Here is a 26,336-nt window from a genome sequence, read left to right as displayed (position 1 = left end):
TGACAACAATATCATGAATTATCAATCAATCCCGTTGATAGGCAGTGCCCTGCTCCTATCTACCCTATCTGCCAACGGACAGAAAAAAAATACCCAGCCCAATATCCTCTTCATCCTTTGTGACGATATGGGATATGGAGACTTAGGATGCTACGGTCAACCATTTATCCGTACCCCTCATATAGACGCCATGGCCGGTGAAGGAATGCGTTTTACGCAAGCATACGCAGGAAGTCCCGTCAGCGCCCCTTCCAGAGCTTCATTCATGACAGGACAACATTCAGGCCATTGTGAAGTACGAGGTAACAAGGAGTACTGGAAAAATGCACCGATCGTGGAATATGGACAGAATAAAGAATACTCAATAGTGGGGCAACACCCTTATGATCCCGACCACGTAATCCTGCCGGAGATAATGAAAGATAACGGCTATACCACAGGTATGTTCGGTAAATGGGCCGGAGGTTACGAAGGTTCCTGTTCCACTCCCGACAAACGGGGGATAGACGAATACTACGGTTATATCTGTCAGTTTCAAGCTCATCTTTATTATCCCAATTTCCTGAACCGTTATAGTAAAGCATTGGGTGACACCGGAGTGGTACGTGTAGTGATGGATGAAAACATCCAATATCCGATGTATGGTCCCGACTACCTGAAACGTCCGCAATATTCGGCCGACATGATTCACCAGAAAGCATTGGAGTGGCTGGATCAGCAAGACGGCAAACAACCGTTTTTCGGCGTATTGACTTACACCTTACCTCATGCGGAACTCGTTCAGCCGGAAGATTCTATCCTGAATGAATACAAAGCTAAATTCAACCCGGATAAAGAATTTAAGGGAAGCGAAGGCTCACGATACAACGCCATCACGCATACACACGCCCAATTTGCCGGAATGATTACCCGCCTGGACTATTACGTGGGCGAAGTTTTGAAAAAACTGAAAGAAAAAGGACTGGACGAAAACACATTGGTTATTTTCTCCAGTGACAACGGCCCTCACGAGGAAGGCGGAGCTGATCCTACTTTCTTCGGCAGAGACGGAAAACTACGCGGACTGAAACGTCAATGCCACGAAGGAGGAATACGTATTCCATTTATCGCCCGTTGGCCGGGACACATACCTGCAGGCGAAGTAAACGATCACATCTGTGCATTTTATGATTTAATGCCGACGTTCTGCGAAGTTATTGGTATCAAAGACTACGAAAAGAAATACCGCAATAAGGAAAAAGAAGTCGATTATTTCGATGGGATTTCTTTCGCCCCCACACTCCTGGGTAATAAAAAGCAAAAGAAGCATGATTTTCTGTATTGGGAATTTGATGAAACAGACCAGATTGCCGTACGCATGGATGATTGGAAAATGGTAGTGAAAAAAGGAACACCGTTCCTCTATAATCTAAAAACAGATATTCATGAGGATCATGACATAACACTCCAACATCCGGATATCGTGGAAAAGATGAAGGCTATCATCTTTGAACAACATACTCCGAATCCTCATTTTTCGGTAACGTTGCCCAAACGATAAACACACAGATAAAGAAATAATGAGTAATCAGCAGTTGGAAAGCAAGTTATCATTCATTCCGATGTGGTTTTGAGGAAAATACAGATTTTCGAAACTCCATCCAATAGAATGATTATATTTGCATTTTGATTATAAGTAATAAATTACGAACCACTAATCAGTAAACAATGAAATTCAGCAATGTAAGATTATTAGTAAACGACTTCGCCAAATGCTTCAAATTCTACACCGAACAACTCGGATTGGAACCAGCCTGGGGAGATGCAACCAGCGGCTACGCCAGCTTTAAAGTAGCCGACGGAATAGAAGGCTTAGCCCTTTTTGTATCCGACTGGATGGCACCTTCAGCAGGCAATGCAGATAAGCAGCAACCTGTTGGGATGCGCGAAAAATCAATGATCTCCTTCAGTGTAGATAACGTAGACGAAACCTTTGCCGCTCTAAAAGCAAAAGGCGTGACATTTATTAATGAACCTACAGATATGTCCGATTGGGGGATGCGTACCGTGTACCTGCGCGATCCCGAAGAAAATCTGATAGAACTCTTTACTCCTCTGTCACGGGAGCAATATAGCCAGGAACTCCTCGAAGAAGATAAGAAATTTCAATAAGAGATATTGCTAACAGAAACGTGCCCATACAAGTGAGCCGGAAAAGACATTCAATAAGCCCCATAGTGACATCACTATGGGGCTTATACGTTCACTTGGCATCCCACTCAATACTGCCTTGTTTTACTCCAATTCAACTACTGATTCGCATAAATCAGTGTCTGAATACTATAGGATTACGATGCCTGATTTTATATATGTTCCGTCCTTCTATCAGCGAATAGGCGTCATTCCCATCTTCTTTGCCCGTTCCAGCATGAAAGCATGAGCCGCCTCATATTCATTCGGAATCACTCCATCCAAGATTGCATCTTTGATAGCACTCTTCAAGACTCCGACCTCACGACAAGGTTCCAAGCCGAAAATCTCCATAATTTCTTCTCCGCTCACAGGTGGCTGGAAATTACGGACACGGTCTTTCTCTTCCAAATCCTTCAGTTTCTGTCGAACCAACTGGAAATTATTCAGGAAACGCTGTTTACGTTCCATATTCTTGGAAGTAATATCCGCTTCACAAAGCATCATCAAGTCGTCAATGTCATCACCCGCTTCGAAGAGCAAACGGCGTACAGCCGAGTCTGTCACCACATCATCTGCGATAACGATCGGGCGCATGTGCAGGCTGACCAGCTTTTGTACATACTTCATCTTCTCATTCATCGGCAACTTCATCTTGCGGAAGATATGCGGAATCATCTTTTCACCGATAAAGTTATGATTATGGAACGTCCATCCCGCTTTAGGCTCCCAACGTTTCGTGGCAGGTTTGGCAATGTCGTGCAACAAAGCAGCCCAACGCAGCCAAAGGTTATCAGTCTTCTTGCTGATATTATCCAGCACTTCCAACGTATGATAAAAATTATCCTTATGGGAACGTCCGTTCCGTGTTTCCACACCCTGCAAGGCGGCAAATTCCGGAAAAATCAACGACAGCAAACCGCTACGCTCCAAATCAATAAATCCTTTTGAGGGGATTGGAGAAAGAATAATCTTATTCAGTTCGTCCGCAATACGTTCACGGGATATAATTTCAATCCGTTCCTTATTCCGGCAAAGCGATTCGAAAGTATCATCGTCAATGTAAAAACCCAATTGCGTAGCAAAACGGATGCAACGCATCATGCGCAAGGGATCATCGCTGAAAGTAATATCCGGGTCGAGGGGAGTGCGGATTGTCTTTTCCTTCATATCCTCCAAACCTCCAAACGGATCTACCAATTCACCAAAACGTGCTTTATTGAGACATACGGCCAGAGCATTGATCGTGAAATCGCGACGATTCTGATCGTCTTCCAGCGTGCCGTCTTCAACAATAGGTTTACGCGAATCCCGTTGATAAGATTCTTTACGTGCACCAACAAACTCTACTTCCGTGCCTCTATATTTTACTTGTGCTGTTCCGAAATTCTTGAAAACAGAAACATGAGCACCACGTCCCAACTGTTTTCCAAGGGCTTCCGCCATTGCAATTCCACTTCCTACAACTACTACATCTATATCTTTAGAGGGACGTTGCAGAAAAATATCACGAACATAACCACCTACCACATAACACTCCATACCGAGTGTATCAGCCGTTTCGGCTATCTGTCCGAAGATGGGTTCGCTAAAATGCTGCTTCAATTCCTCTTGAGTCAACTCTATCATTCTTTTTAGTTATAAGTTTTGAGGGGACAAAATTACAAAAATAAGGGATATATTTGTATTTTTGCCGCTAATAAAACCAGTAAATAGAATTTGTGATGAAAAAACTGATTATCCTCTTTTGTGGTACGCTGGCATTAGCTGCCTGCGGAAATGGCCTTGAGAAAAAAGCCAATGAAAAACTGATGGTTGCCAAGGCTGCCTACGAACGTGGCGACTATGAAGAAGCTAAGTTACAAATTGACAGTATCAAGATTCTCTATCCCAAAGCGTTCGAAGCACGTAAGGCGGGACAGGCACTGATGCTCGATGTTGAAACAAAGGCACAGCAAAAAACGCTTGCTTACCTGGATAGCGCCTTTCAGGCAAAGACAGAAGAATTCAATGCCATCAAGGACAAATTCAAACTAGAAAAAGATGCCGAATATCAACAAGTCGGCAACTACCTCTGGCCTACACAGACCATTGAAAAAAATATGCACCGTTCGTACCTCCGCTTCCAAGTGAACGAGCAAGGTATAATGAGTATGACTTCCATCTACTGTGGTGCCGGCAACATTCACCATACAAAAGTGAAAGTGATTGCTCCTGACGGCAGTTTTGCAGAAACTCCAAGCTCCAAAGACAGCTACGAGACAACGGACATAAACGAGAAAATAGAAAAAGCTGACTACAAACTAGGGGAAGACGGAAATGTGATCGAATTCCTGAATCTCAATAAAGACAAAAATATCCGTGTGGAATATATAGGCGACCGCACCTATAAAACGACAATGAGTCCAACCGACCGCCAGGCCGCAGCAGGTGTTTACGAATTAGCACAAATCCTCTCGGCCATGGAACAGATTAAAAAAGAACAAGAGGAAGCCAACCTGAAAATCGGATTCATCAATAAGAAGAAAGAACGGAAAGCACAGGAAGAAATTACCGATTAGTAAAAGGAAAGCCATCCACCAGAAAAAGCCATTGGTTAATAATAAAATAGACGGGAATAGTTGTTATTTTTCATAAACGACAACTATTCCCGTCAAATGCATAATGAGACTCTTAATCCTCTGCGTGAGAGAAAAGGCGTTTCCTGGTAGGGAGAAAAGGCGTAGTCTGCCATCATCAAACGGCGTAGCCTGATAACCAAAAACGGCGTGGTCTACACGCCTTTATTTTATCCTTCTATTCAACTGATTATTAGCCTTTTCCTGCTTTGATTTTCCGACCCGTTTTCCGGTCGTCTTCTTTTTACCGACTGCAGACTTTGTCTTTCCGGCAAAAGGATTGTTACTTTTTTTGATTGGCATAGACAGCACTTATATAAACAGTACTTATTTCTTATAATTCTTATTCTCCTTCGTAATACTCACCCAAAAACCAGCGAGCCACAAAATCCCAGTTTTCCTGCAATAACTCCTTTCCGTTCTCAAACGGGAACTGTGCTTCCGGCAACAAATCGTGTTCCATTCCATATTTCAGCAGATCGAACGGACACAAACCTTCTTCACAAAACAGCTCGTATGCTTCCTCTTCAGCCAGTTCGGCATTGTAGAGCGGATTACGTTTGTCTGCAAAATATTCGGCTACATCAGGACCGATCAACAACCCTTTCGGATTGGCAAAAACCACGAAATTACCGAACTCCTTTAAGTCAGGCAACAAAGAATCCTCTTCATCCTCCCATTTCAATGATTGCACAAAGAAAAATTTCAGCGCATCGTAAGAGTCAAAATATAAAAGCGGTTCACCTTTGCTTGCTTCAAGGAAACGTTCTACGTTGGTAGGCATTTTTTCTCCCGGCAAAGCTACCGGCAGAGGCATCCGCTTCTTTTGCATCAGCTCCGTTTCCATCAGCCAGTCCGTTGCCAGATAATCGCTGATAGGAGCCGATTCGAACGCAGCATCCAAACGGTTGTAAAGCGCATCCGCAAACTCCAGCAAATCCGCATCCATCGGGTTCTCTACTCCATCAAAATCATCGCCAACCGGAGAATTGATGGCCCACAAAAGGAAAACAACATCTTCACGGTTAATTTCGTCCGGCAAATATTCTCCCGTCAGTGCGTAAAAAGGTAAATAATGTCCGTAGCTTTTCCGGTGCCAATGAATAAACTGACGCCAATTTCCTCCGTCTGCTACGCAATCTTCCAAATACAGGGCACACGTCAAAGCCACTCGCTTCTGGTCTTCCTCCCACTCTCTCCCACCATATATAAAAGAATCTGCCACCAACGGCAATAGCTGGTTAGCGAAATCCAGATACCATTCATCCGTATCCACTGCTTTTGCACGACCGTGAGCGTCCAGCCATGCTTTCATATATATCTTCTGTTGCTTCATACTACAAACGTTTCAAAGCCAGTTTGATAACCTTTTCTACCGGAGCATCCGGCTCCTCCTTCAAGATAGCCAACACCACCTTCTGTGAAGGCGCAGCAGCAAAGCCTAGCATCGTCAATGCAGACACCGCCTCTTCCTGCACTTCCACATTGGCAGGTTGTAACAACAAACCTGCGGAAGCCCCTCCGGCAGCAGACGTTCCCATTGTTTTTATCTTATCTTTCAGGTCGACAATCACCCGTTGCGCGGTCTTCAGTCCGATGCCTTTCACCGTTTTCAGCATGTTCGCATTTTCGGTGCTGATTACGTTCACCAGTTCGGCAGGCGAGAGAGCCGAAAGAATCATACGAGCCGTGTTCCCCCCGATTCCGGAAACGGAAATCAATAATAGGAAAATCTCCCGTTCCTGTTTCTCGGCAAATCCGTAGAGCACATACGCATCTTCACGAATCGCCTCGTAAATATATAGCTTACAACTTTTCTTTCCCTGAATAGCCGAATAGGTATTCAAAGATATATTGGCGGCATATCCCACCCCATTACAGTCGATCACTGCGGTTGCCGGACTTAGTTCGGCAAGTTCGCCTCTAATATATTCTATCATAACAGGGACAAAGATAAAACTTTCTCACCACAGATTACACTGATTTTCACAGATTATTCTTTTGTACATTAGATATGAAGAATATGAAAAAAATAAAAATATTAAAGCAGATGAACCAAAGTTAGTAGTAATTTGTTTACTTTTGCAAGCAAAAGAAAGAAATTTGTTCATTAAAACCAAGAAAAGAATGAAAAAAGTAAGAGCTGCCATCGTTGGTTATGGCAACATTGGACATTATGTACTTGAAGCGCTTCAGGCGGCACCTGATTTCGAAATAGCCGGAGTCGTTCGTCGTGCAGGAGCAGAGAACAAACCGGAAGAGTTAGCAAACTACGCAGTAGTGAAGGACATAAAAGAGCTGGGAGAAGTAGACGTAGCTATTCTTTGCACGCCGACCCGCAGCGTAGAAAAATATGCAAAAGAATATCTGGCGATGGGTATTAACACGGTAGACAGTTTCGATATCCACACCGGTATCGTAGACCTGCGCCGTACCTTGAATGCTACCGCCAAAGAACATAAAGCCGTATCGATCATCTCTGCCGGATGGGATCCGGGAAGCGATTCCATCGTACGCACCATGCTGGAAGCAATTGCTCCGAAAGGCATCACCTACACCAACTTCGGTCCCGGTATGAGCATGGGACACACAGTAGCCGTAAAAGCCATTGACGGAGTGAAAGCTGCCCTTTCCATGACCATTCCGACCGGCACGGGAATCCACCGCCGCATGGTATACATCGAACTGAAAGACGGATATAAATTTGAAGAAGTAGCCGCTGCCATCAAAGCAGATCCTTACTTCGTGAACGATGAAACACACGTGAAACTCGTTCCGAGTGTAGACGCCCTGCTGGATATGGGTCATGGTGTAAATCTGACTCGCAAAGGTGTATCCGGCAAAACACAGAACCAGTTGTTCGAATTTAATATGCGTATCAATAACCCCGCACTGACCGCACAAGTACTGGTATGCGTGGCACGCGCTTCCATGAAGCAACAACCGGGATGCTACACGATGGTAGAAGTTCCCGTTATCGACCTTCTCCCCGGCGACCGCGAAGAATGGATCGGACATTTGGTATAATATATTTTATACATAAAACAAAATTAAAATAGAGAAAGACGGTACACCTTTCTCTATTTTTTTTATCTTTGTGAGCATACTACAAAAAACACAATTATGAGAAAACTATTCATTCTCTGCGCATTTCTATTACAGCTCCTGTCGCCTGTCTACCCACAGCAAGCCACAACAGCCACCATAGAGCCCAATCTGAAATACGGAAAACCCTCCAAAGAAGAACTGTCTCTCACCTCTTATGCCCCGGACACCACCGCTACGGCTATTTATCTCTTCCATCAGGGACAAAGTGACTTCATCTACCATGACGGTTTTCAACTAACTACCGAGCACTGGGTACGCATCAAAATCCTGAAACCACAAGGAGTGTCATACGCCGACGTGTCCGTTCCCTACTACTCTCCTACCGATAAAGATGAAGGACAGGAAAGAGCCAGTGAGATAGAAGGCTGCTCCTACAATATGGAAAACGGGAAATGCATAAAAACGCCCATGAAGCGGGAATCCATCTCTTTCGAACGGTTCAATAACCTGTATAAAATACTAAAATTCTCTTTGCCTGCTGTCAAAGAGGGCACTATCATCGAATATCACTACAAACTCTACTCCGACTATTTCTCACACATCGACAACTGGATGATGCAGGAAGAACTCCCGATGCTCTACAACCAGTATAAAATCACCATCCCTCATGTATTTGTCTACAACATCGAACTCCGGGGAAAGGACTACATACAAGTGAAGCAAAGAGACTCCTCCATTCATGCCACAGAACGTGAAGGCTCCGGTGCGGGTGGAGTCAGCAAAGACTTCACCGTTTCGGCACAAGAAACCACCTTTATCTCACGCAACCTTCCGGCTATCCGTCAGGACGAATCCTACTGCTGGTGTCCGGAAGACTATAAGGTGCAAGTGAGCTTCGATCTGCAAGGCACTCAATTCACCCCCAATGAATACAAACCATACAGCCAGAAATGGGAAGATGTAGACAAGCAGTTGCTCAAACCGGAAAATACACAGTTCGGCGAACACCTCTCACTCACCAACCCTTTCCGCCCTGAAACCAAACAAGCCTACAACAGCGAAATGAATTTCGAGGAGAAAATCATCTGCGCCTTCCAGGTGCTCAAAAAGAAAATGGCCTGGAACGGACGGTATCAACTCTACAGCAAAGAGCTCGAAAAAGTAATCAAAAAAGGAAGCGGCAGTAATGCCGACCTGAATTTCATCCTTATCAGCATCCTGAAAGACTTTGGACTGGAGGCCTATCCGGTGGTTATGAGCCGACGTTCATCAGGTATGCTGCCGTACAACTTTCCTTCTCTGCAAAAACTAAATACGTTCTTTGTTGCTATCCACGATATAAACAAACAAAAATATGTATTTTTAGACAGTTCTATGGACGTACCTGCCTTTAATATATTACCGCTTGAATTGTCTGTAAACAAAGCACGCATCCTTTCCCGGAAAGAGAAAGAAGAGAATAAATGGGTGAATGTGATGACTCTTTCCAACAACAAAAGTTTCATGAAAATCGATGCCCGAATAGAAGGAGATCAGGTGAAAGGACATCGCAGCACAGTTCTTTACGGACAAGAAGCTGTAGAGTATCAGGCAAATGCAAAACATAAGCAGGACAGCCTCGTCTCGAATCCCGAAAACAAGATCAGTAGTCAGAAAGAGCAACTCACTGTCACCAACCTGAAAGTGAAAAAACAAGAAAATGACTGGGCACTGATAGAAGAAGAATTCGATTTCGTCTTGCAAGTCAACCGGACGGACAATCATCTTTATATCAATCCGATGCTCTTTCCGCAACTAAAGAGTAATCCGTTTATCCAGACGGAACGGGTGCTCCCCATCGAATTTCCATATCCGTACAAGTTCACGATGTTGTCTACGCTGACTCTCCCCGAAGGCTACGAAGTGGAAGAACTCCCCCAACCACAAGCCATCCGGTCGGAAGGAGACGGCCTGCAATGCAAATATATGATTCAGAAACAGGGAAATACAATCCTGCTCAATTATGTATTCCACTTAAAGGGATATATATTCCTTTCCGAACAATATAAACAACTACAAGAACTGTGGACTAAAGTGATCGAGAAAAATAATGCGCTGATCGTACTCAAGAAAATATAAACTTTACCTATCTATACCGATGATCCGTTCCAGCTATCTCATCCTGAAGCAAATGACACATCGGGCATTCAGCCTGTCCTGTGTCCTTATCTGCCTAAGTCTGCACATACAGCCGGCATGTGCACAGGATATTCTCAAGGATGCCAATTCCGTTATCGTTGAAGCACGCACAGAGGTTCTCTGCAAATCTATGACCCAATCCATAGAAAAAGAGAGCCTGACAATCACCATCCTCAACCGTAAGGGGTTGGAAGCTGCACATTTCTTCTGCGGATGTGATATGTTCCGTTCTTTGCAGAAATTCTCCGGGGAAATCATCAATGCCGATGGACAAAGTGTACGTAAGATAAAGAAATCTGAACTACAGAAAAGTGAATACAGCTCCTCGCTTAGCACGGATGATTATTTTTATTTTTACGAATGCAATTATCCTTCTCTCCCTTTCACGGTGAAATACGAATGGGAAGTGAAGTGCAACAACGGTCTGATCGGCTATCCCCCCTTTATACCGCTGGCAGACTTCAACCAAGGTGTGGAAAAAGCGACTTACCGGATCGAACTGCCCGCAGGACAAGGATGCAGATATCGTGAACTGAACACGCAAGGAAAAGGAATCCAGGTAAAAGAATCCACCGGAGCCAACGGACAGCAAGTGATTGAAGCCACCGCCTCCAAACTCTCTCCCATCATTAAAGAACCTTTCGGACCGGATTTTACTGAACTGTTTCCACGTGTCTATTTTGCGCCTTCCGCCTTCAAGTACGACAAGTCGGAAGGCGATATGAGCAACTGGCAAAAGTACGGAGAATGGCAATACCGATTGCTCGACGGGCGCGACCTGCTCACCGAACCTTTCCGCGCCAAACTGCACGAACTGACAGCCCACTGCACTACCGACCGGGACAAGGTGAAAGCAATCTACGATTATCTGGCCAAAACCACCCGTTACGTGAGCATCCAACTAGGCATCGGAGGTTTACAGCCCATTGCCGCCGCCGATGTTTGCCGCACGGGATTCGGCGACTGTAAAGGATTGTCCAATTACACCCGCGCCATGCTGAAAGAGTTGGGAATTGCTTCCACTTATACAGTCATCAGCACCACCAACGAGCGTTTACTACCGGACTTCTCCAGTGCCAACCAGATGAATCACGTCATCCTACAAGTTCCACTTCCCCAAGATACGCTCTGGCTGGAATGTACAAACCCATCGTTTCCCTTCGGTTATGTCCACCAAGACATTGCGGGACACGACGCCTTACTCATCGAACCGACCGGCGGCCAGATGTATCGCCTGCCCACCTATCCCGACTCACTGAACACGCAGCACATCGTTGCCAACATCACCCTCTCCCCCACAGCCGAGGCACGGATAGAGGTGAACGAAATCTCCCGGATTTTCCAATATGAGAATGAAGCAGGCATCGTCTATCTGGAGCCTAACAAACAGAAAGACCGCATCCGTTCAAGCATCAACTTATCCCAAGCCGATATTCAGAACCTGCAAATCAGCGAGTGCAAGGAGCCCAATCCGTCTATCACCTTCGACTACACTGCCACCAGCAATCAATACGGGCATAAAACGGGCAACCGTCTGTTTATCCCCACCAATGTGTTCCGAAAAGAATTCAGTGTTCCTCCTGTGACGAAGCGCACCTATCCCATTTACATCAACTACGGATACACAGATACCGACAGCATCCGCATCCAACTGCCGGAAGGATATGTAATCGAAGGACTTCCGAAACCGCTTGACGTGAAAAGCAAGTTCGGCAGTTTCCATTCCGGTATTCAGGTAAAAGATAAGGAAATCTACATCACTCACCGATTGTTTATGCGCAAAGGGGTTTACAGTCCGGATGAATATGCGGCATTCATTGATTTCCGCAAGCAAGTGGCAGGACAATATGGAGGAAAAATCATTTTAAAAAAAGAATAAGGAGGGAAACGCTTTACAGAAAATAAAGTATCTTTGCGACTCAACATTTTTTGTGACTTAACCATTCAAAAAAAGGAACATTGAAGAACAAACGATACAATCATATAGAAGAATGGGCAAATACCCTTAGCCACGGAATAGGCATCCTGCTTGGAATCGTGGCCGGATATTTCCTATTGGAAAAGGCTTCCGAGAATATGGAACCGCAGTGGGCAGTTGCTTGTGTATCCGTCTATCTGGCGGGGATGCTTTCCTCTTATATCAGTTCTACGTGGTATCACGGCAGCCGTCCGGGGAAACTGAAAGAGTTGCTCCGCAAATTCGATCATGGAGCTATCTACCTGCACATCGCGGGCACCTACACTCCTTTCACGCTACTTGTCCTGCGGCATGCCGGAGGATGGGGATGGGGAATCTTCGCTTTCGTCTGGCTGTCGGCTATTGCCGGTTTCATTCTTAGCTTCAAAAAGCTGAAAGAACACAGCAACCTCGAAACGGCCTGTTATGTGGGTATGGGTGCGTGCATATTAGTGGCCATGAAGCCTTTGCTGGATCATCTGGGAGAACTGGGAGCCACTACTGCTTTCTGGTGGCTGATCGGCGGCGGAGTCTCATACATCGTGGGAGCTGTCTTTTATTCATTACGCAAACCGTATATGCATGCCACTTTCCATTTGTTTTGCCTGGGAGGCAGCATCGGACATATCATTGCGATCTGGCTGATTCTGTAAGGAATGGTAGGGACAAAAAAAAGGCTATCTATCCCAGACAGCCAATCTTTGTTAACCTTAAATCTAATACTATGAAAAACACAGTACAAAGATACGGACTTTTCGGTCATCTCCAAATTTTCAGGCCAAAGCAACCTAACTTATAACACGGTTTAATAAAAAGCAGAGGTTCGTTAACGTTTAACGCAATAAAGTTAAAAATTAACGAATCGTTTATTAACGATTTAAATGATTGAATTGCCGCTAATGAGTTTTTTTCCTTCTGAATTTGAAACGAACAAACAAACAGATTCACAAATTCGTTATATAGAAAAGAGGAACTTAAAAACGAAAACGATTTAGAACGTAAACTTATGGATTGGGAAAATCACCTGATAAAACACCTGCAATGGTCGGACTCCATCATCAACCGGGAGGCAAAAGAACACGTAGCCCGTGAAATTGCCGCCACGGCAAAAGACGGAGATGTGATAGGAGCCGGCTCCGGCTCTACAGTCTACCTGACTCTGTTCGAACTCTCACGACGAATTCGTGAAGAGCACTTGCATATCGAAGTGATTCCCGCCTCACAAGAAATCTCGATGACCTGCATACAGCTAGGCATCCCCCAAACTACCCTCTGGAACCAACGGCCCGACTGGACATTCGACGGAGCAGACGAAGTAGATCCGCAACAGAACTTGATTAAGGGACGTGGCGGAGCGATGTTCAAAGAGAAACTACTGATTAGAAGCAGCCGCAAAACGTTCATCATCATCGACCCCAGCAAGCGTGTAAATCAGTTGGGAAGCAAATTTCCCATCCCTGTAGAGGTCTTTCCGGACTCACTGACTTATGTAGAGCATGAGTTGCAGCGACTGGGTGCCTCGGAGATTGTTCTTCGTCCCGCTCGTGGCAAAGACGGACCTATCTTTACAGAAAACGGCAACTTTATCCTCGACACCCGTTTCAACTACATCGACTCTTCGCTCGAAGAACAACTGAAGGCAATCACCGGTGTTATAGAGAGCGGACTTTTCATAGGTTATGACATCAAAGTGATCGTGGCGGAATAAAATAACACAAGCTGAAAATCCCATTTTGCAGAGACGTAAATTTGATTTGTTCTAATGCAAATTAAATAGTATGGCTTTACCTTTATTTTAGTTAGTAGAACTAGGTTATCTGACACCCGGGTCTCATACATACCGACACCCGGGTGTCAACTTGCAGTCTTTTGCATTCTTCTTTACTATCACTCATAATTTCAATCACTATTAGATTGTAACATTTAACTCATACCTCCAAAACACGAATATTAAAAACGCCTAGATAAAGAAAAACACCGGGAAATTTATTAAAAATTTGGGTAGAATATTAATCCCTTCTCAAAAATCAATGAGAAGCAAAGACTACTAAATTGATAAAGGAAGTTTCAATAAAAGAAACCGGAAGAATAGGTTAATTTTTAAAATCCGAAACAAAAACATTGAAAAACAACAAGATAGGAGAAAAAAAGCAGAAGGAAAGGAGGAAAGAAAAATCAATAAGTCTTAGCAGAACTTGGTACATTCGTGATTGTAAACTTACCGTCAATATCAGTGATAGTACCAAGGGTAGTGCCATTCACCAATATTGAAGCACCTACGACAGGTTGCCCATCTTCTTCAGAGGTAACCAAACCGGTAACTCTGGATGTTTGCGCTGTCACCAGACCTATACCTATAAAAAGGAAGGTCATTAAGAACATCAATTTTCTTTTCATAAATTCTCTCTTAAATTTAACCTATAAACAGATTTTTTGTCTCTAACAGGTTGCAAAGATAACACGAATTATGACAAATCGAAAAAAGTGTTACGTATTTAACTAAAAAGTATCGTTTTGAAAGCAATAAGTTTCTAAAAACTGATAGGTTAAAACAACTTCTTTTAAATTTAGCATCTTTTAAAAGATAGTTTCTGTCATAAAGATAGCACCAAAATCAGGCTTTTCAAGAAAAAGAGAACATTATTACCTCCAAAACGGTATCTTTTTATCATTTTGCACCTTCAAAAGGGTTAAAGAACTATTAACAATGATAAAGGCAGAAACTTCTACATACCAAGTTCTGCTAAAACTTTGCGCGTTTCTTATGTAGGAATGATTTCGCAAGACGTTTCCATCAAACCGGGAGTGATAAAAGTTGTTTTGAAAAGCGACGCGAAGGCACTGGATGAGGTTGTGGTGACAGCCATGGGTATCTCACGCGAGAAAAAAGCACTGGGCTACGCCGTTCAGGACGTAAAATCAGATCAACTGACGCAAGCTGCCAACTCTAATCTGGCGGGAGCGTTGCAAGGTAAGGTGTCCGGTTTGGACGTGAAGCCTTCAAGTGGTATGCCGGGAGCTTCTTCACAGATCACCATCCGTGGTGCACGTTCTTTCTCGGGTGACAACACTCCGCTTTACGTTATCGACGGAATGCCGGTGACCAGTACTCCTGACGTTAGCACAGACATCCAGAACAATGGTAGTGTGAGCGGAGCGGACTTCGCCAACCGTGCAGTGGATATCGACCCTAATGATATTGAAAGTATCAACATTTTGAAAGGTCAGGCTGCTTCTGCGCTTTATGGTATCCGTGCTTCCAATGGTGTGATTATCATCACGACCAAAAGTGGTAAAGGATTGGAAAAAGGCAAACCGCAGGTTAGCTTCTCTTCTAATGTCAGCTTCGATGTAGTCGGCCGTCTGCCGGAGTTCCAGAAAACATACGCACAAGGTTCGGGTGGAAAATTCAGTCCCACTTCGGGAACCTCTTGGGGACCTAAAATTTCCGAACTTCCCAACGATGCAACGTATGGTGGTAACACGGACAACAAATACACTCAACAGTACGGTAAGCAACAGGGAAAATATTATGTACCCCAACGTGTGTCAGCCGGTCTTGACCCATGGGCCACTCCACAGGCATACGACAATGCCAAAGATTTCTTCGATACAGGAATTACCTGGAGCAACTCACTGAATGTCGCGCAGATGCTCGAAAAAAGTTCCTACTCTATCTCATTGGGAAATACGCACCAGGACGGTATTATCTCAAGCACCGGTATGGATAGATATAATGTAAAGGTTAGTGCCGACACCAAACTGACTAGTAACTGGAGTTCCGGATTTACAGCCAACTACATCACTACTTCCATCGACAAGGCAGTGACTTCCGGTAACGGTCTGTTGAGAACGGTTTACGCAGCTCCTCCCAGCTATGATCTGGCCGGTATTCCAAGTCACGTAGACGGTAACCCGTACACACAGAATTCTTTCCGTGGTAGCTTTGACAACGCTTACTGGGCGATGGAAAACAACAAATTTACGGAAGATACCAACCGCTTCTTCGGAAATGTGTATGCAAGCTATCAGACTGATTTCGGCACAACGAACCACAAGTTGAACGCGAAATACATGGTTGGTGTGGATGCTTACACCACTCACTATGTAGACAGCTACGGATATGGTAGCAACACCGGTGGCGGTCGCGGACAGATCGAGAACTACGGCTGGACAAATGCTACATACAACTCATTGCTGACCATCAACTACGACTGGCATATCAATGAAGACTGGGGACTGAACGCGGTAGTGGGTAACGAAATTATCCAAAGCAACAGAAAGAAGTATTATGAATATGGTACGAACTACAACTTCCCGGGATGGAACCACATCAACAACGCCACTACTCAACAGACAGAGGAAGAGACATGGAAAAACCGTACGGTGGGATTCTTCGGTAACGTATCGGCTTCTTACAGAAATATGCTTTATCTGACCCTCACCGGACGTCAGGACTATGTATCCAATATGCCACGTAACAACCGCTCTTTCTTCTATCCTTCTATTTCGGCTGGTTTTATCCTGACGGAATTAGATGCATTGAAAAACAATATAGTTAATCACGCCAAATTGAGAGTATCGTATGCGGAAGTAGGACAAGCAGGTGATTTCCTTGAAAACTACTACTCTACTCCTACGTATGGAGGTGGATTCTATACGTTAACTCCAATCATGTACCCGATGAAAGGTACTACCGCCTATACTCCGTACTACACGATTTTCGACCCGAAACTGAAACCGCAGAATACACGTTCGTATGAAGTGGGCGCTGACGTGAACTTCCTCGATAACTTAATCACATTCAGTTATACGTACTCACGCCAGAACGTTAAAGACCAGATTTTTGAAGTGCCTTTGGCTTCTTCTACCGGTGCTAGCAAACTGCTCACCAACGGTGGTAAGATTCATACCAACACGCATGAATTCACTCTTGGCTTCAATCCAATCCGGACGAAGAATATCAACTGGGATTTTGCATTCAACTGGACGAAGATCGACAACTACGTAGATGAACTGGCACCGGGTGTGGAGAATATCTCTCTGGGAGGATACGTTACTCCGCAGGTACGCGCTTCAGCAGGTGAGAAATTCCCTGTCATCTACGGTGTAGGCTTCAAGAGAGATGCGAATGGTAATCGTCTGGTAGACGAAAACGGTTTACCTATCGCTGGTGAAGCACAGGTTATCGGTAAGGTTTCTCCGGACTTCCTGATGGGCTTCAACACCACATTACGCTTATGGAAGTGTACAATCAGCGCAGTGCTCGATTGGAAACAGGGTGGTCAGATGTATAGTAGGACAACCGGACTGGCAGACTATTATGGTGTCAGCAAGAGAACGGAAAACCGTGAAGGTACCATCATCTTCGACGGATACAAAACTGACGGAACTAAAAACGATATCGCCATCACAGGTGCAAACGCACAACAGGTATATTACAGCCGTTTGAACGACATCGACGAATCTTCTGTATATGACAACTCTTTCATCAAACTGCGTGAAGTGGCTGTCAACTACAAAATTCTTCAAAAACGTTCGATTGAACTTTCTGTAAACGCATTTGCCAGAAACATTCTGATCTGGGCACAATTGCCTGACCTCGATCCGGAAGCCAGTCAGGGTAACAACAACATGGCAGGAGCATTTGAAGATTATTCAATGCCGCAAACAGCTAGTTTCGGCTTTGGTTTCAACATTAAATTTTAATCTGCAAGACAATGAAAAAATATAAATCAATAGGAAAATTGCTGGCAGTTTCTTTCTTGACTGCTACCATTGCTTCTGCTTGTACGGAAGACGCAATGGATAAAATCAATGAAAACCCTAACAATCCGTTGGATGCGCCCGCTAAGTTCTTAATTACGGACTTAGGCGTAAGTACTGCATTCAGCACTGTAGGAGGGGATTTCTCGCTCTATTCTTCTGTTTACATAGAACATGAAACGGGTATATCCAACCAGCTTTACCGCGCGGAAGTACGCAGCGGAGAGCCCACAACGGCTACTACCTACAACAATGCATGGATCAACGTGTACTCAAATATCAAGAATGCTAAAATCGTTATCAAGAAATGCGAAGAAGATCCTTCGGAAAAAGGAAACGTAGTGACGGAAGCGATTGCTAAAATCCTGCTCGCCTACAATGGAGCTGTGGCAGCCGATGTGTTTGGAAACACACCGTATAGCCAGACAGGTATCCTCAATCCGGACGGTACACCGATGTATATGCAACCTAAAATGGATACACAGGAAAGTATCTATCAGGAAGTAATGCAGAACCTGGATGATGCCATCACTCTACTGAATAACGGTACTGCCAAAGATACGGGCTTATCCGGTGCAGTCGGTTCTAAAGACTTGATCTATGGTTCAAACACCAGTACACAGGCAAGTATGTGGCTTAAAACGGCCTATGCGTTAAAAGCACGTTATACAATGCGTCTGCTCAATAAAAGTGCCAACAAGACTACAGATCTTCAGAATATTCTTACTTATGTGAGCAAATCATTTGCCAACGCAAGTGAAGAATGTAAGTTGCCCGTTTACGATGCTGATTCGCAATTGAATCCGCTTTGGTCCTTCAGCTACAGCCGCAACAGTTTAGCAGCTAGTGCAAGTCTGATTGAAAAGTTCGTTGAGCGCAATGACCCCAGAGCACCGCAAGCGTTCCTGGAACCTGATCCTACCGGATATATCACTTATGGATACGGAGCTACGCAAGCTACGGACATCGCAGGCATCAAAGCGGCTCCTAACGGAACTCCGCAAGAGTTGCAGAATAATTATGGTATGTCGATGATATCATGGGCTATGTCGGCTCCTACTCTTTTAATCAGCTATCACGAAGTGAAATTCCTTGAAGCAGAAGCATTGTGCCGTTTGGGAGGCAGACTGGGCGAAGCTAAGACTGCTTTGAAAGATGCAGTCACTGCCGGATTCGAGAATCTGGGAAATTCAATTATAGATGCTGCAGACACTTGGATATATGATGGTGACAGCGATTTGGGTGCAGATGTGGCAGAAGCCTATTTCACGGATGAAGTGGAACCGTTATTCGATGCCAACCCTCTGCAAGAGACAATGATACAGAAGTATCTTGCTTTCTTCGGCGCATCCGGCGAATCACTGGAAGCCTATAATGACTACCGTCGTTTGAAAGGTGCAGGAGAAAACTTCATTGTACTGAAGAACCCGCAGAACAGCAGTAAATTCCCATTGCGCTTCGGTTATGGAGCAGATGATGTATTGGCAAATCCTGAAGTGAAAGCTGCTTTCGGTGATGGACAGTACGTATATAGCGAAGCCGTATGGTGGGCTGGCGGAAACAAATAATGAACTTAAAATCTCTCAAAGGAGAGACTTTACATAGAGTCGTTTCTGTACTCTAACAAATTAACAGAGACGAACAAAAATAGGCCAACCGTGAGGTTCGCCTATTTTATTTTATCCAAATGCATTAGATGAAGTTAGGGCAATACCATTTTTCTACCCAATCATACTTCTTTTCCATGCTTTTACGTTTTTAACGCTTAAGCACTTTTTGGATAAATTAAAAAAAAACTCGTAAGAATCAATCTTACCACTGCAAATCGGGTAAATATTTACTCAACGTAGTGCGGAGAATACCCAAGGTGATAGGTTTCACCAATACTTCAGTTGCTCCTGCATTCATTGCATTTTCTTTATCCGAGCTGAAAGCATAAGCCGTCTGCATGATAATAGGAATTTCTGTGTTAGATTCACGAATTATCTTCGTTGCTTCCAATCCGTTCATCACCGGCATCTTAATATCCATCAGCATTGCTTTGGCTCTTTGCTGGTGTTGCTGAAACAACTCCACCATTTCCTGGCCATTTTTAGCCCACTCGATATCACACTTTTTGCCTATGATAGCCTTGATTAATTTAAAGTTGCTGTCATCGTCTTCAGCTACCAAAATTAAAGGTCTGAATTCATTCATTTGTTCGCTTTCCATATCGCTTATATATTGTTTTTTTTATCTGTTTTTTTAGAGCTATCTTCCTTTTCAGCCCGCAAGGTATAAAAAATATTCATATATTTCGCTATCTTTGCGCCTCAATTTAAAAGAATAGTATGATTTCTGTTGACGGACTAGCCGTAGAGTTTGGCGGCACTGCTTTATTTAGTGATATTTCTTTCGTAATTAATGAAAAAGACCGCATCGCTCTGATGGGCAAAAACGGGGCTGGAAAAAGTACGCTGCTGAAGATTTTGGCAGGCGCACGGCAACCGACACGTGGAAAAGTTTCCGCACCCAAAGATTGCGTAGTAGCATACCTGCCTCAACATCTGATGACGGAAGACGGAAGAACAGTGTTTGGCGAAACGGCACAGGCTTTTTCACATCTTCATGAGATGGAAGCGCAGATCGAAAAGTTGAACAAGGAGCTTGAAACACGGACGGACTACGAGAGCGACAGTTACATGGCGCTGATCGAGGAAGTGTCCAGCTTGAGCGAGAAGTTTTATTCAATCGATGCTACTAATTATGAAGAGGATGTGGAAAAGGCATTGCTTGGATTAGGATTCACCCGAGGAGATTTCCAACGCCAGACGAGTGATTTCAGCGGTGGATGGCGAATGCGTATCGAACTCGCCAAATTGCTGTTGCAGAAACCGGATGTGCTCTTGCTCGATGAGCCGACGAATCATCTGGATATCGAATCTATTCAATGGCTGGAGGATTTTCTTATTAATAATGGAAAAGCGGTCATTGTAATTAGTCACGACCGTAAATTCGTGGATAATATTACAACACGCACCATCGAAGTGACGATGGGACGTATCTATGATTACAAGGTAAATTACTCGCAATATTTGCAGCTGCGCAAGGACCGCCGCGAACAGCAACAGAAGGCTTATGACGAGCAGCAGAAGTTTATTGCTGAAACGAAGGAGTTTATCGAACGGTTCAAGGGGACTTATTCAAAGACGTTGCAGGTGCAGAGCCGTGTCAAAATGCTGGAGAAGCTGGAATTGCTCGAAGTGGACGAGGAGGATACTTCTGCATTGCGACTGAAATTCCCACCTTCACCCCGTTCGGGCAGTTACCCGGTCATCATGGAGGGTGTTGGAAAGACATACGGAGACAAAGTGGTATTCCGCAATGCTAATCTGACGATTGAGCGTGGTGATAAGGTAGCTTTCGTTGGTAAGAACGGTGAGGGTAAGTCTACGCTCGTGAAGTGTATCATGAAGGAGATTGAGCATGACGGTACATTGACTCTCGGACATAATGTGCAAATTGGATATTTCGCTCAAAATCAGGCTTCGCTGATGGATGAAAACCTGACGGTTTTCCAAACGATTGACGATGTAGCCAAAGGGGATATCCGGAACAAGATTCGTGATTTGCTGGGAGCGTTTATGTTTGGCGGTCCCGAGGAATCGATGAAAAAGGTCAAAGTGCTTTCGGGTGGAGAGCGTACCCGTCTGGCCATGATTAAATTATTGCTGGAACCTGTCAACCTCCTGATTTTAGATGAGCCGACGAATCATCTGGACATGAAAACGAAAGATATTCTAAAACAGGCATTGCTGGATTTTGATGGTACGCTGATCGTCGTTTCACACGACCGTGACTTCCTTGACGGGCTGGTTACCAAGGTGTATGAGTTCGGTAATCAAAAGGTGACGGAACATCTTTGCGGTATCTATGAGTTCCTCGAAAAGAAGAAAATGGATTCGTTGCAAGAACTGGAAAAGAAATAATAAATAATAAAAAGAGGGTATCGGCTACAGGCGAAATAAAAGTATTTGTATATTTGCACTTTGAAGCTCTGAAAAGCGGATAACCTCTAAAAGAAAGGATGAAAGGGAAGAAACGAATTATAGTAACTCTGCTGTTTTTTATCAACATTATTATGTTGGTGGCAGCGGTTATTCCCCATCATCATCACCCCAACGGAATGATTTGCATGAAGCAGGACTTGCCTGTAGAACAGCAATGTCCCACGCATCATCATCACCCGGGAAACGACTCATGTTGCAGCAGTGAATGTATGACTCGTTTCTACTCTCCCACTCCATCCATACATACGGATAGCGGACCGGATTACGTATTCATCGCTACCTTATTCACGGATGTAATCATCGAGCATTTATTACGACCGCAAGAGAAACGGATTAAAAACTATTACGTTTACCGAGACTCTCTGCATGGTACGGATACTCATCGTACCACTTCTCTTCGTGCCCCTCCCTACTCTGTTTTTGCGTAAAAGCGTAAATGCAAATTAGTTGCATCTGCGCTACCTTATCTTTGTAGCGTAAAAAGAAAACAGTAAAATTTAGTAGGAAAATATCATTATGAAAAAACTTATTTTCGTGGGAATCCTGGGCTTATTCGTGCTGGGATCCTGTAATAATAGTACCGTCACACACACACACGATAAACACGATCATGCCGCGGAAGGACATAATCACGAGGCAGAAGGACCCGATCATTCCCATGAAGGCGAATGTAGCGGAGAACACAATCATGAAGCAGCCGATGAATACAACGAAGCTGCCGAAGCCCACAGTGATGAAATCATTCTTCCGAAAGCGAAAGCTGAAGCAGCCGGTGTAAAGGTGAGCGTTATTGAACCTGCACCTTTCCAGCAAGTGATTAAAACCAGCGGACAAGTGCTGGCTGCTCAAGGGGATGAATCGGTTGCCGTAGCTACAGTAGCCGGCGTGGTATCTTTCCGTGGAAAAGTAACGGAAGGTATGAGCGTCGGCAGCGGCACTCCGCTAGTCACTATTTCTTCAAAGAATATCGCTGATGGTGATCCGGTGCAACGTGCCCGCATTGCCTACGAGGTATCCAAGAAGGAATACGAACGTATGAAGGAGCTTGTTAAAAACAAGATTGTATCCGACAAGGATTTTGCACAAGCGGAGCAAAGTTACGAAAACGCCCGTCTTAGTTACGAAGCTCTTTCTAAGAATCATTCGGCTATCGGCCAAAGCATTACGGCTCCTATTGCCGGATATGTGAAAAGTATTCTCGTGAAAGAAGGTGACTATGTGACAATCGGACAACCGCTGGTAAGCGTGACGCAGAACCGTCGTCTTTTCCTCCGTGCCGAAGTGTCGGAAAAGTATTACCCGTATCTCCGCACCATCAGTTCCGCCAATTTCCAGACTCCTTATAATAATCAGGTGTACGAGTTGAAAGCATTGAACGGTAAACTTCTCTCTTTCGGAAAAGCTGCCGGAGACAATTCTTTTTATGTGCCTGTCACTTTTGAGTTCGACAACAAAGGGGAAGTGATTCCCGGCTCATTTGTGGAGGTATTCCTGCTTTCTTCAGCAATGGAAAACGTGATTTCTCTTCCGCGCACCGCGCTGACAGAGGAACAAGGCATATTCTTCATATATCTGCAACTGGACGAAGAGGGTTATAAAAAACAGGAAGTAACGATAGGAGCCGACAACGGCAAAAGCGTTCAAATCCTAACTGGTGTAAAGGCTGGCGACCGTGTAGTGACCGAGGGTGCTTATCAGGTTCGACTGGCAAGCGCAAGCAATGCAATCCCGGCACACAGCCACGAACACTAAAGAGACTAGGCGTCGCAACCGTTTTTTTGTGCGGCGCATCTATCAAGTTATTTATAACTCTCAATTAATGAAATATCATGCTTAATAAAATTATACATTACTCCCTACACAACCGGCTGGTGGTAGTTTGTGCGGCCATCCTCCTGCTTATTGCGGGAACGTACACCGCCATGCATACGGAAGTAGACGTATTCCCCGACCTAAATGCACCTACGGTAGTAATCATGACCGAGGCGAACGGTATGGCTGCGGAAGAAGTTGAACAGCTCGTTACTTTTCCTGTTGAAACTGCCGTAAACGGAGCTACGGGTGTGCGTCGTGTCCGCTCTTCCTCCACTAACGGATTTTCCGTTGTTTGGGTAGAATTTGATTGGGGAACGGATATTTATCTCGCTCGTCAGATTGTTAGTGAGAAATTAGCGGTGGTCAGCGAATCGCTGCCGGTCAATGTCGGCAAACCGACTCTTGGACCACAGTCTTCTATCTTGGGCGAAATGCTCATCGTCGGTCTGACTGCCGACTCCACTTCCATGCTCGATCTTCGCACGATTGCGGACTGGACCATCCGTCCACGCCTGCTGTCTACCGGAGGAGTGGCACAAGTGGCTGTGCTCGGAGGAGATATCAAAGAATATCAGATTCAGCTAGATCCCGAACGGATGCGTCATTACGGCATCTCGATGGGAGAAGTGATGGCTGTAACACAGGATATGAACCTAAATGCCAATGGAGGTGTGCTCTATGAATTCGGAAATGAATATATTGTACGTGGTATACTCTCCACTTCGAAAACAGAGCAACTTGGCAAAGCGGTAGTAAAGACAGTGAATAACTTCCCTGTCACGCTGGAAGATATTGCAAACGTAACCATCGGCCCGAAGGCTCCGAAACTGGGTACTGCTTCAGAACGCGGCAAATCTGCCGTCCTGATGACTGTTACCAAGCAACCGGCTACCAGCACACTGGAACTGACGGACAAACTGGAAGCATCTCTGAAAGACCTCCAGAAAAATCTGCCGCCGGACGTAAAAGTTTCAACGGACATATTCCGTCAAAGCCGCTTTATCGAAAGCTCCATCGGCAATGTGAAGAAATCACTCTTTGAAGGAGGTATTTTCGTTGTCATCGTGCTTTTCCTGTTCCTGGCAAATGTACGTACTACGCTGATCTCATTGGTGACACTGCCTCTTTCCCTGCTCGTTTCGATCCTGACTTTACACTACATGGGGCTGACAATCAACACCATGAGTCTTGGAGGTATGGCGATAGCTATCGGTTCATTGGTAGACGACGCCATTGTCGATGTGGAAAACGTATATAAACGACTGCGGGAGAACCGCCTGAAAGCGGAAGCAGAAAGACTAAGTACGCTCGAAGTGGTATTCAATGCGTCGAAAGAGGTGCGCATGCCTATCCTTAATTCAACGTTGATTATCGTAGTCAGTTTTGTTCCGTTATTTTTCTTGAGCGGCATGGAAGGCAGAATGTTGGTTCCACTAGGTGTTGCTTTTATCGTGGCCCTGTTTGCGTCTACGATAGTTGCCCTGACACTAACTCCGGTACTCTGCTCTTATCTATTAGGAAGCAATAAGACGAACAAGGAACTGAAAGAAGCTCCTGTTGCCCGCTGGATGAAAGGGATTTATGAAAAAGCACTGACTTGGGTACTGGCACATAAACGTGTGACTCTCGGAAGTACAATCGGACTTTTTGTAGTTGCCCTCGGAGTGTTTTTCACACTTGGACGCAGCTTCCTTCCTTCGTTCAATGAAGGATCGTTTACTATCAATATCAGTTCTCTGCCGGGTATTTCGCTGGAAGAAAGCAACAAAATGGGACATCGTGCCGAAGAGTTATTGATGACAATTCCCGAAATACAAACGGTAGCCCGGAAAACGGGACGTGCCGAATTGGATGAACATGCGTTAGGAGTCAATGTTTCTGAAATAGAAGCTCCGTTCGAATTGAAAGACCGCTCGCGCAGTGAACTGGTAGCTGATGTACGTGAAAAATTAGGTACGATCACCGGAGCAAACATAGAAATCGGACAACCGATCAGCCACCGTATCGACGCAATGCTATCGGGTACGAAAGCGAATATTGCTATCAAATTATTCGGTGATGACCTGAATAAAATGTTTTCACTCGGTAATCAAATCAAAGGAGCGATCAGTGACATTCCCGGTGTTGCCGACCTGAACGTGGAACAACAGATTGAACGTCCGCAGCTGAAAATACAGCCTAAACGGGAAATGCTGGCTAAGTTCGGTATTACCCTGCCGGAATTTTCGGAATATGTGAATGTAGCTTTGGCTGGAAAAGTGATCTCACAAGTGTATGAACAAGGCAAGAGTTTTGACCTGATCGTAAAAGTGAAGGATGATGCCCGGGATGAAATAGAGAAAATCCGTAACCTGATGGTAGACACGAACGACGGCCGCAAAGTTCCTTTGAGCTATGTAGCGGAAGTGGTATCGGCCATGGGTCCGAATACGATCAACCGCGAGAATGTGAAACGTAAAATTGTCATTTCCGCCAATGTGGCCGATCGTGATTTGCGCAGTGTTGTGAATGATATTCAGAAACGTATCGACACATCGGTACAATTACCCGAAGGTTATCATATCGAGTATGGTGGACAGTTTGAAAGCGAGCAGGCTGCCAGCCGGACATTAGCGTTGACTTCATTTATCAGTATCGTGGTTATCTTCCTGTTGCTGTACAATGAGTTCCGCAGTGTGAAAGAATCCGGGGTTATCTTGCTGAATCTTCCGCTGGCATTGATCGGTGGTGTCTTTG

19 protein-coding genes are annotated in these 26,336 nt (G+C 44.7%); 14 read left to right on the top strand and 5 right to left on the bottom strand.

Translation table 11 applies throughout. The annotated features are described in order from the left end of the window. The first annotated feature begins 13 nt into the window (after positions 1-13). Together BSCG_RS11475 and BSCG_RS11480 are read left to right on the top strand one after the other, a co-directional pair. A complete protein-coding gene (locus tag BSCG_RS11475) occupies positions 14-1,540 on the top strand; it encodes an arylsulfatase (protein WP_004326066.1) in 1,527 nt (508 codons plus the stop codon). Positions 1,541-1,707: 167 nt separating this feature from the next. After that, a complete protein-coding gene (locus tag BSCG_RS11480; RefSeq protein WP_004306829.1) occupies positions 1,708-2,151 on the top strand; it encodes a VOC family protein in 444 nt (147 codons plus the stop codon). A 213-nt stretch (positions 2,152-2,364) separates the two neighbouring features. Here the strand turns inward: BSCG_RS11480 and BSCG_RS11485 are convergent, their stop codons facing one another. Next, positions 2,365-3,798: a CCA tRNA nucleotidyltransferase gene (locus BSCG_RS11485; RefSeq protein ID WP_004321787.1), complete on the bottom strand. Its 1,434-nt coding sequence runs from the start codon at positions 3,796-3,798 to the stop codon at positions 2,365-2,367. A gap of 95 nt (positions 3,799-3,893) precedes the next feature. Between BSCG_RS11485 and BSCG_RS11490 the strand changes: the two genes are divergently transcribed. Next, positions 3,894-4,730, top strand: coding sequence for a hypothetical protein (locus tag BSCG_RS11490; RefSeq protein WP_032849567.1), 837 nt, complete (start codon positions 3,894-3,896; stop codon positions 4,728-4,730). Between the two features lie 400 nt (positions 4,731-5,130). Here BSCG_RS11490 and BSCG_RS11495 read toward each other — a convergent pair whose 3' ends face one another. Then, positions 5,131-6,123: a DUF3843 family protein gene (locus BSCG_RS11495; RefSeq protein ID WP_008650334.1), complete on the bottom strand. Its 993-nt coding sequence runs from the start codon at positions 6,121-6,123 to the stop codon at positions 5,131-5,133. Position 6,124: 1 nt separating this feature from the next. Continuing rightward, on the bottom strand, positions 6,125-6,727 hold the full coding sequence (gene ruvA / locus BSCG_RS11500; RefSeq protein WP_008776314.1) for a Holliday junction branch migration protein RuvA: 603 nt from the start codon (positions 6,725-6,727) through the stop codon (positions 6,125-6,127). 187 nt (positions 6,728-6,914) lie between these two features. Here ruvA and BSCG_RS11505 point away from each other — a divergent pair, with 187 nt between their 5' ends. The 5 genes from BSCG_RS11505 (at position 6,915) to rpiA (ending at position 13,678) form a co-directional block, all read left to right on the top strand. After that, on the top strand, positions 6,915-7,814 hold the full coding sequence (locus tag BSCG_RS11505) for a diaminopimelate dehydrogenase (protein WP_008776313.1): 900 nt from the start codon (positions 6,915-6,917) through the stop codon (positions 7,812-7,814). Positions 7,815-7,910: 96 nt separating this feature from the next. Next, the gene (locus BSCG_RS11510; RefSeq protein WP_008776312.1) at positions 7,911-9,953 is read left to right on the top strand and encodes a DUF3857 domain-containing protein; all 2,043 of its coding nucleotides are present in this window, start codon (positions 7,911-7,913) and stop codon (positions 9,951-9,953) included. Between the two features lie 19 nt (positions 9,954-9,972). Further along, a complete protein-coding gene (locus BSCG_RS11515) occupies positions 9,973-11,892 on the top strand; it encodes a transglutaminase domain-containing protein (RefSeq protein ID WP_004310052.1) in 1,920 nt (639 codons plus the stop codon). An 80-nt stretch (positions 11,893-11,972) separates the two neighbouring features. Further along, the gene (gene trhA, locus BSCG_RS11520) at positions 11,973-12,623 is read left to right on the top strand and encodes a PAQR family membrane homeostasis protein TrhA (RefSeq protein ID WP_004297979.1); all 651 of its coding nucleotides are present in this window, start codon (positions 11,973-11,975) and stop codon (positions 12,621-12,623) included. A gap of 353 nt (positions 12,624-12,976) precedes the next feature. Continuing rightward, on the top strand, positions 12,977-13,678 hold the full coding sequence (gene rpiA / locus BSCG_RS11525; protein WP_008776311.1) for a ribose 5-phosphate isomerase A: 702 nt from the start codon (positions 12,977-12,979) through the stop codon (positions 13,676-13,678). 467 nt (positions 13,679-14,145) lie between these two features. On the opposite strand, the gene BSCG_RS11530 is transcribed toward rpiA, so the two are convergent. Beyond that, on the bottom strand, positions 14,146-14,367 hold the full coding sequence (locus tag BSCG_RS11530; protein ID WP_004297975.1) for a carboxypeptidase-like regulatory domain-containing protein: 222 nt from the start codon (positions 14,365-14,367) through the stop codon (positions 14,146-14,148). Positions 14,368-14,700: 333 nt separating this feature from the next. On the opposite strand from BSCG_RS11530, the gene BSCG_RS11535 reads away from it, so the two are divergent. Further along, entirely contained in the window at positions 14,701-17,679 is a 2,979-nt protein-coding gene (locus tag BSCG_RS11535) for a SusC/RagA family TonB-linked outer membrane protein (RefSeq protein ID WP_256379263.1), read from the top strand. Positions 17,680-17,690: 11 nt separating this feature from the next. Continuing rightward, the gene (locus BSCG_RS11540) at positions 17,691-19,304 is read left to right on the top strand and encodes a SusD/RagB family nutrient-binding outer membrane lipoprotein (protein ID WP_008776309.1); all 1,614 of its coding nucleotides are present in this window, start codon (positions 17,691-17,693) and stop codon (positions 19,302-19,304) included. Positions 19,305-19,548: 244 nt separating this feature from the next. Here BSCG_RS11540 and BSCG_RS11545 read toward each other — a convergent pair whose 3' ends face one another. Then, entirely contained in the window at positions 19,549-19,947 is a 399-nt protein-coding gene (locus tag BSCG_RS11545; protein ID WP_004297972.1) for a response regulator, read from the bottom strand. A 119-nt stretch (positions 19,948-20,066) separates the two neighbouring features. Here BSCG_RS11545 and BSCG_RS11550 point away from each other — a divergent pair, with 119 nt between their 5' ends. From BSCG_RS11550 to BSCG_RS11565, 4 genes are all read left to right on the top strand, one after another. Beyond that, the gene (locus BSCG_RS11550) at positions 20,067-21,704 is read left to right on the top strand and encodes an ABC-F family ATP-binding cassette domain-containing protein (RefSeq protein WP_004311684.1); all 1,638 of its coding nucleotides are present in this window, start codon (positions 20,067-20,069) and stop codon (positions 21,702-21,704) included. 98 nt (positions 21,705-21,802) lie between these two features. Further along, positions 21,803-22,213 carry a DUF6769 family protein gene (locus tag BSCG_RS11555; protein WP_004306814.1) on the top strand — a complete coding sequence of 137 codons (411 nt, stop codon included), beginning with the start codon at positions 21,803-21,805 and terminating at the stop codon, positions 22,211-22,213. 88 nt (positions 22,214-22,301) lie between these two features. Then, positions 22,302-23,537, top strand: a complete 1,236-nt coding sequence (locus BSCG_RS11560) for an efflux RND transporter periplasmic adaptor subunit (protein WP_008776308.1) — start codon at positions 22,302-22,304, stop codon at positions 23,535-23,537. A 77-nt stretch (positions 23,538-23,614) separates the two neighbouring features. Continuing rightward, positions 23,615-26,336: efflux RND transporter permease subunit (locus BSCG_RS11565; protein WP_008776307.1), on the top strand; the 2,722-nt coding region annotated here is incomplete at its 3' end.

It is taken from the genome of Bacteroides sp. 2_2_4, assembly GCF_000157055.1.
In the GTDB taxonomy this organism is placed as follows: Bacteria; Bacteroidota; Bacteroidia; order Bacteroidales; family Bacteroidaceae; genus Bacteroides; species Bacteroides ovatus.
This window is presented reverse-complemented; position numbering and strand designations above follow the sequence as displayed.

Excerpts from the sequence above, each read along its gene's own strand:
- BSCG_RS11475 (WP_004326066.1), top strand. The coding sequence starts at position 14 with ATGAATTATCAATCAATCCCGTTGATAGGCAGTGCCCTGCTCCTATCT.
- BSCG_RS11480 (WP_004306829.1), top strand. The coding sequence starts at position 1,708 with ATGAAATTCAGCAATGTAAGATTATTAGTAAACGACTTCGCCAAATGC.
- BSCG_RS11485 (WP_004321787.1), bottom strand. The coding sequence starts at position 3,798 with ATGATAGAGTTGACTCAAGAGGAATTGAAGCAGCATTTTAGCGAACCC.
- BSCG_RS11490 (WP_032849567.1), top strand. The coding sequence starts at position 3,894 with ATGAAAAAACTGATTATCCTCTTTTGTGGTACGCTGGCATTAGCTGCC.
- BSCG_RS11495 (WP_008650334.1), bottom strand. The coding sequence starts at position 6,123 with ATGAAGCAACAGAAGATATATATGAAAGCATGGCTGGACGCTCACGGT.
- ruvA (WP_008776314.1), bottom strand. The coding sequence starts at position 6,727 with ATGATAGAATATATTAGAGGCGAACTTGCCGAACTAAGTCCGGCAACC.
- BSCG_RS11505 (WP_008776313.1), top strand. The coding sequence starts at position 6,915 with ATGAAAAAAGTAAGAGCTGCCATCGTTGGTTATGGCAACATTGGACAT.
- BSCG_RS11510 (WP_008776312.1), top strand. The coding sequence starts at position 7,911 with ATGAGAAAACTATTCATTCTCTGCGCATTTCTATTACAGCTCCTGTCG.
- BSCG_RS11515 (WP_004310052.1), top strand. The coding sequence starts at position 9,973 with ATGATCCGTTCCAGCTATCTCATCCTGAAGCAAATGACACATCGGGCA.
- rpiA (WP_008776311.1), top strand. The coding sequence starts at position 12,977 with ATGGATTGGGAAAATCACCTGATAAAACACCTGCAATGGTCGGACTCC.
- BSCG_RS11530 (WP_004297975.1), bottom strand. The coding sequence starts at position 14,367 with ATGAAAAGAAAATTGATGTTCTTAATGACCTTCCTTTTTATAGGTATA.
- BSCG_RS11540 (WP_008776309.1), top strand. The coding sequence starts at position 17,691 with ATGAAAAAATATAAATCAATAGGAAAATTGCTGGCAGTTTCTTTCTTG.
- BSCG_RS11545 (WP_004297972.1), bottom strand. The coding sequence starts at position 19,947 with ATGGAAAGCGAACAAATGAATGAATTCAGACCTTTAATTTTGGTAGCT.
- BSCG_RS11550 (WP_004311684.1), top strand. The coding sequence starts at position 20,067 with ATGATTTCTGTTGACGGACTAGCCGTAGAGTTTGGCGGCACTGCTTTA.
- BSCG_RS11555 (WP_004306814.1), top strand. The coding sequence starts at position 21,803 with ATGAAAGGGAAGAAACGAATTATAGTAACTCTGCTGTTTTTTATCAAC.
- BSCG_RS11560 (WP_008776308.1), top strand. The coding sequence starts at position 22,302 with ATGAAAAAACTTATTTTCGTGGGAATCCTGGGCTTATTCGTGCTGGGA.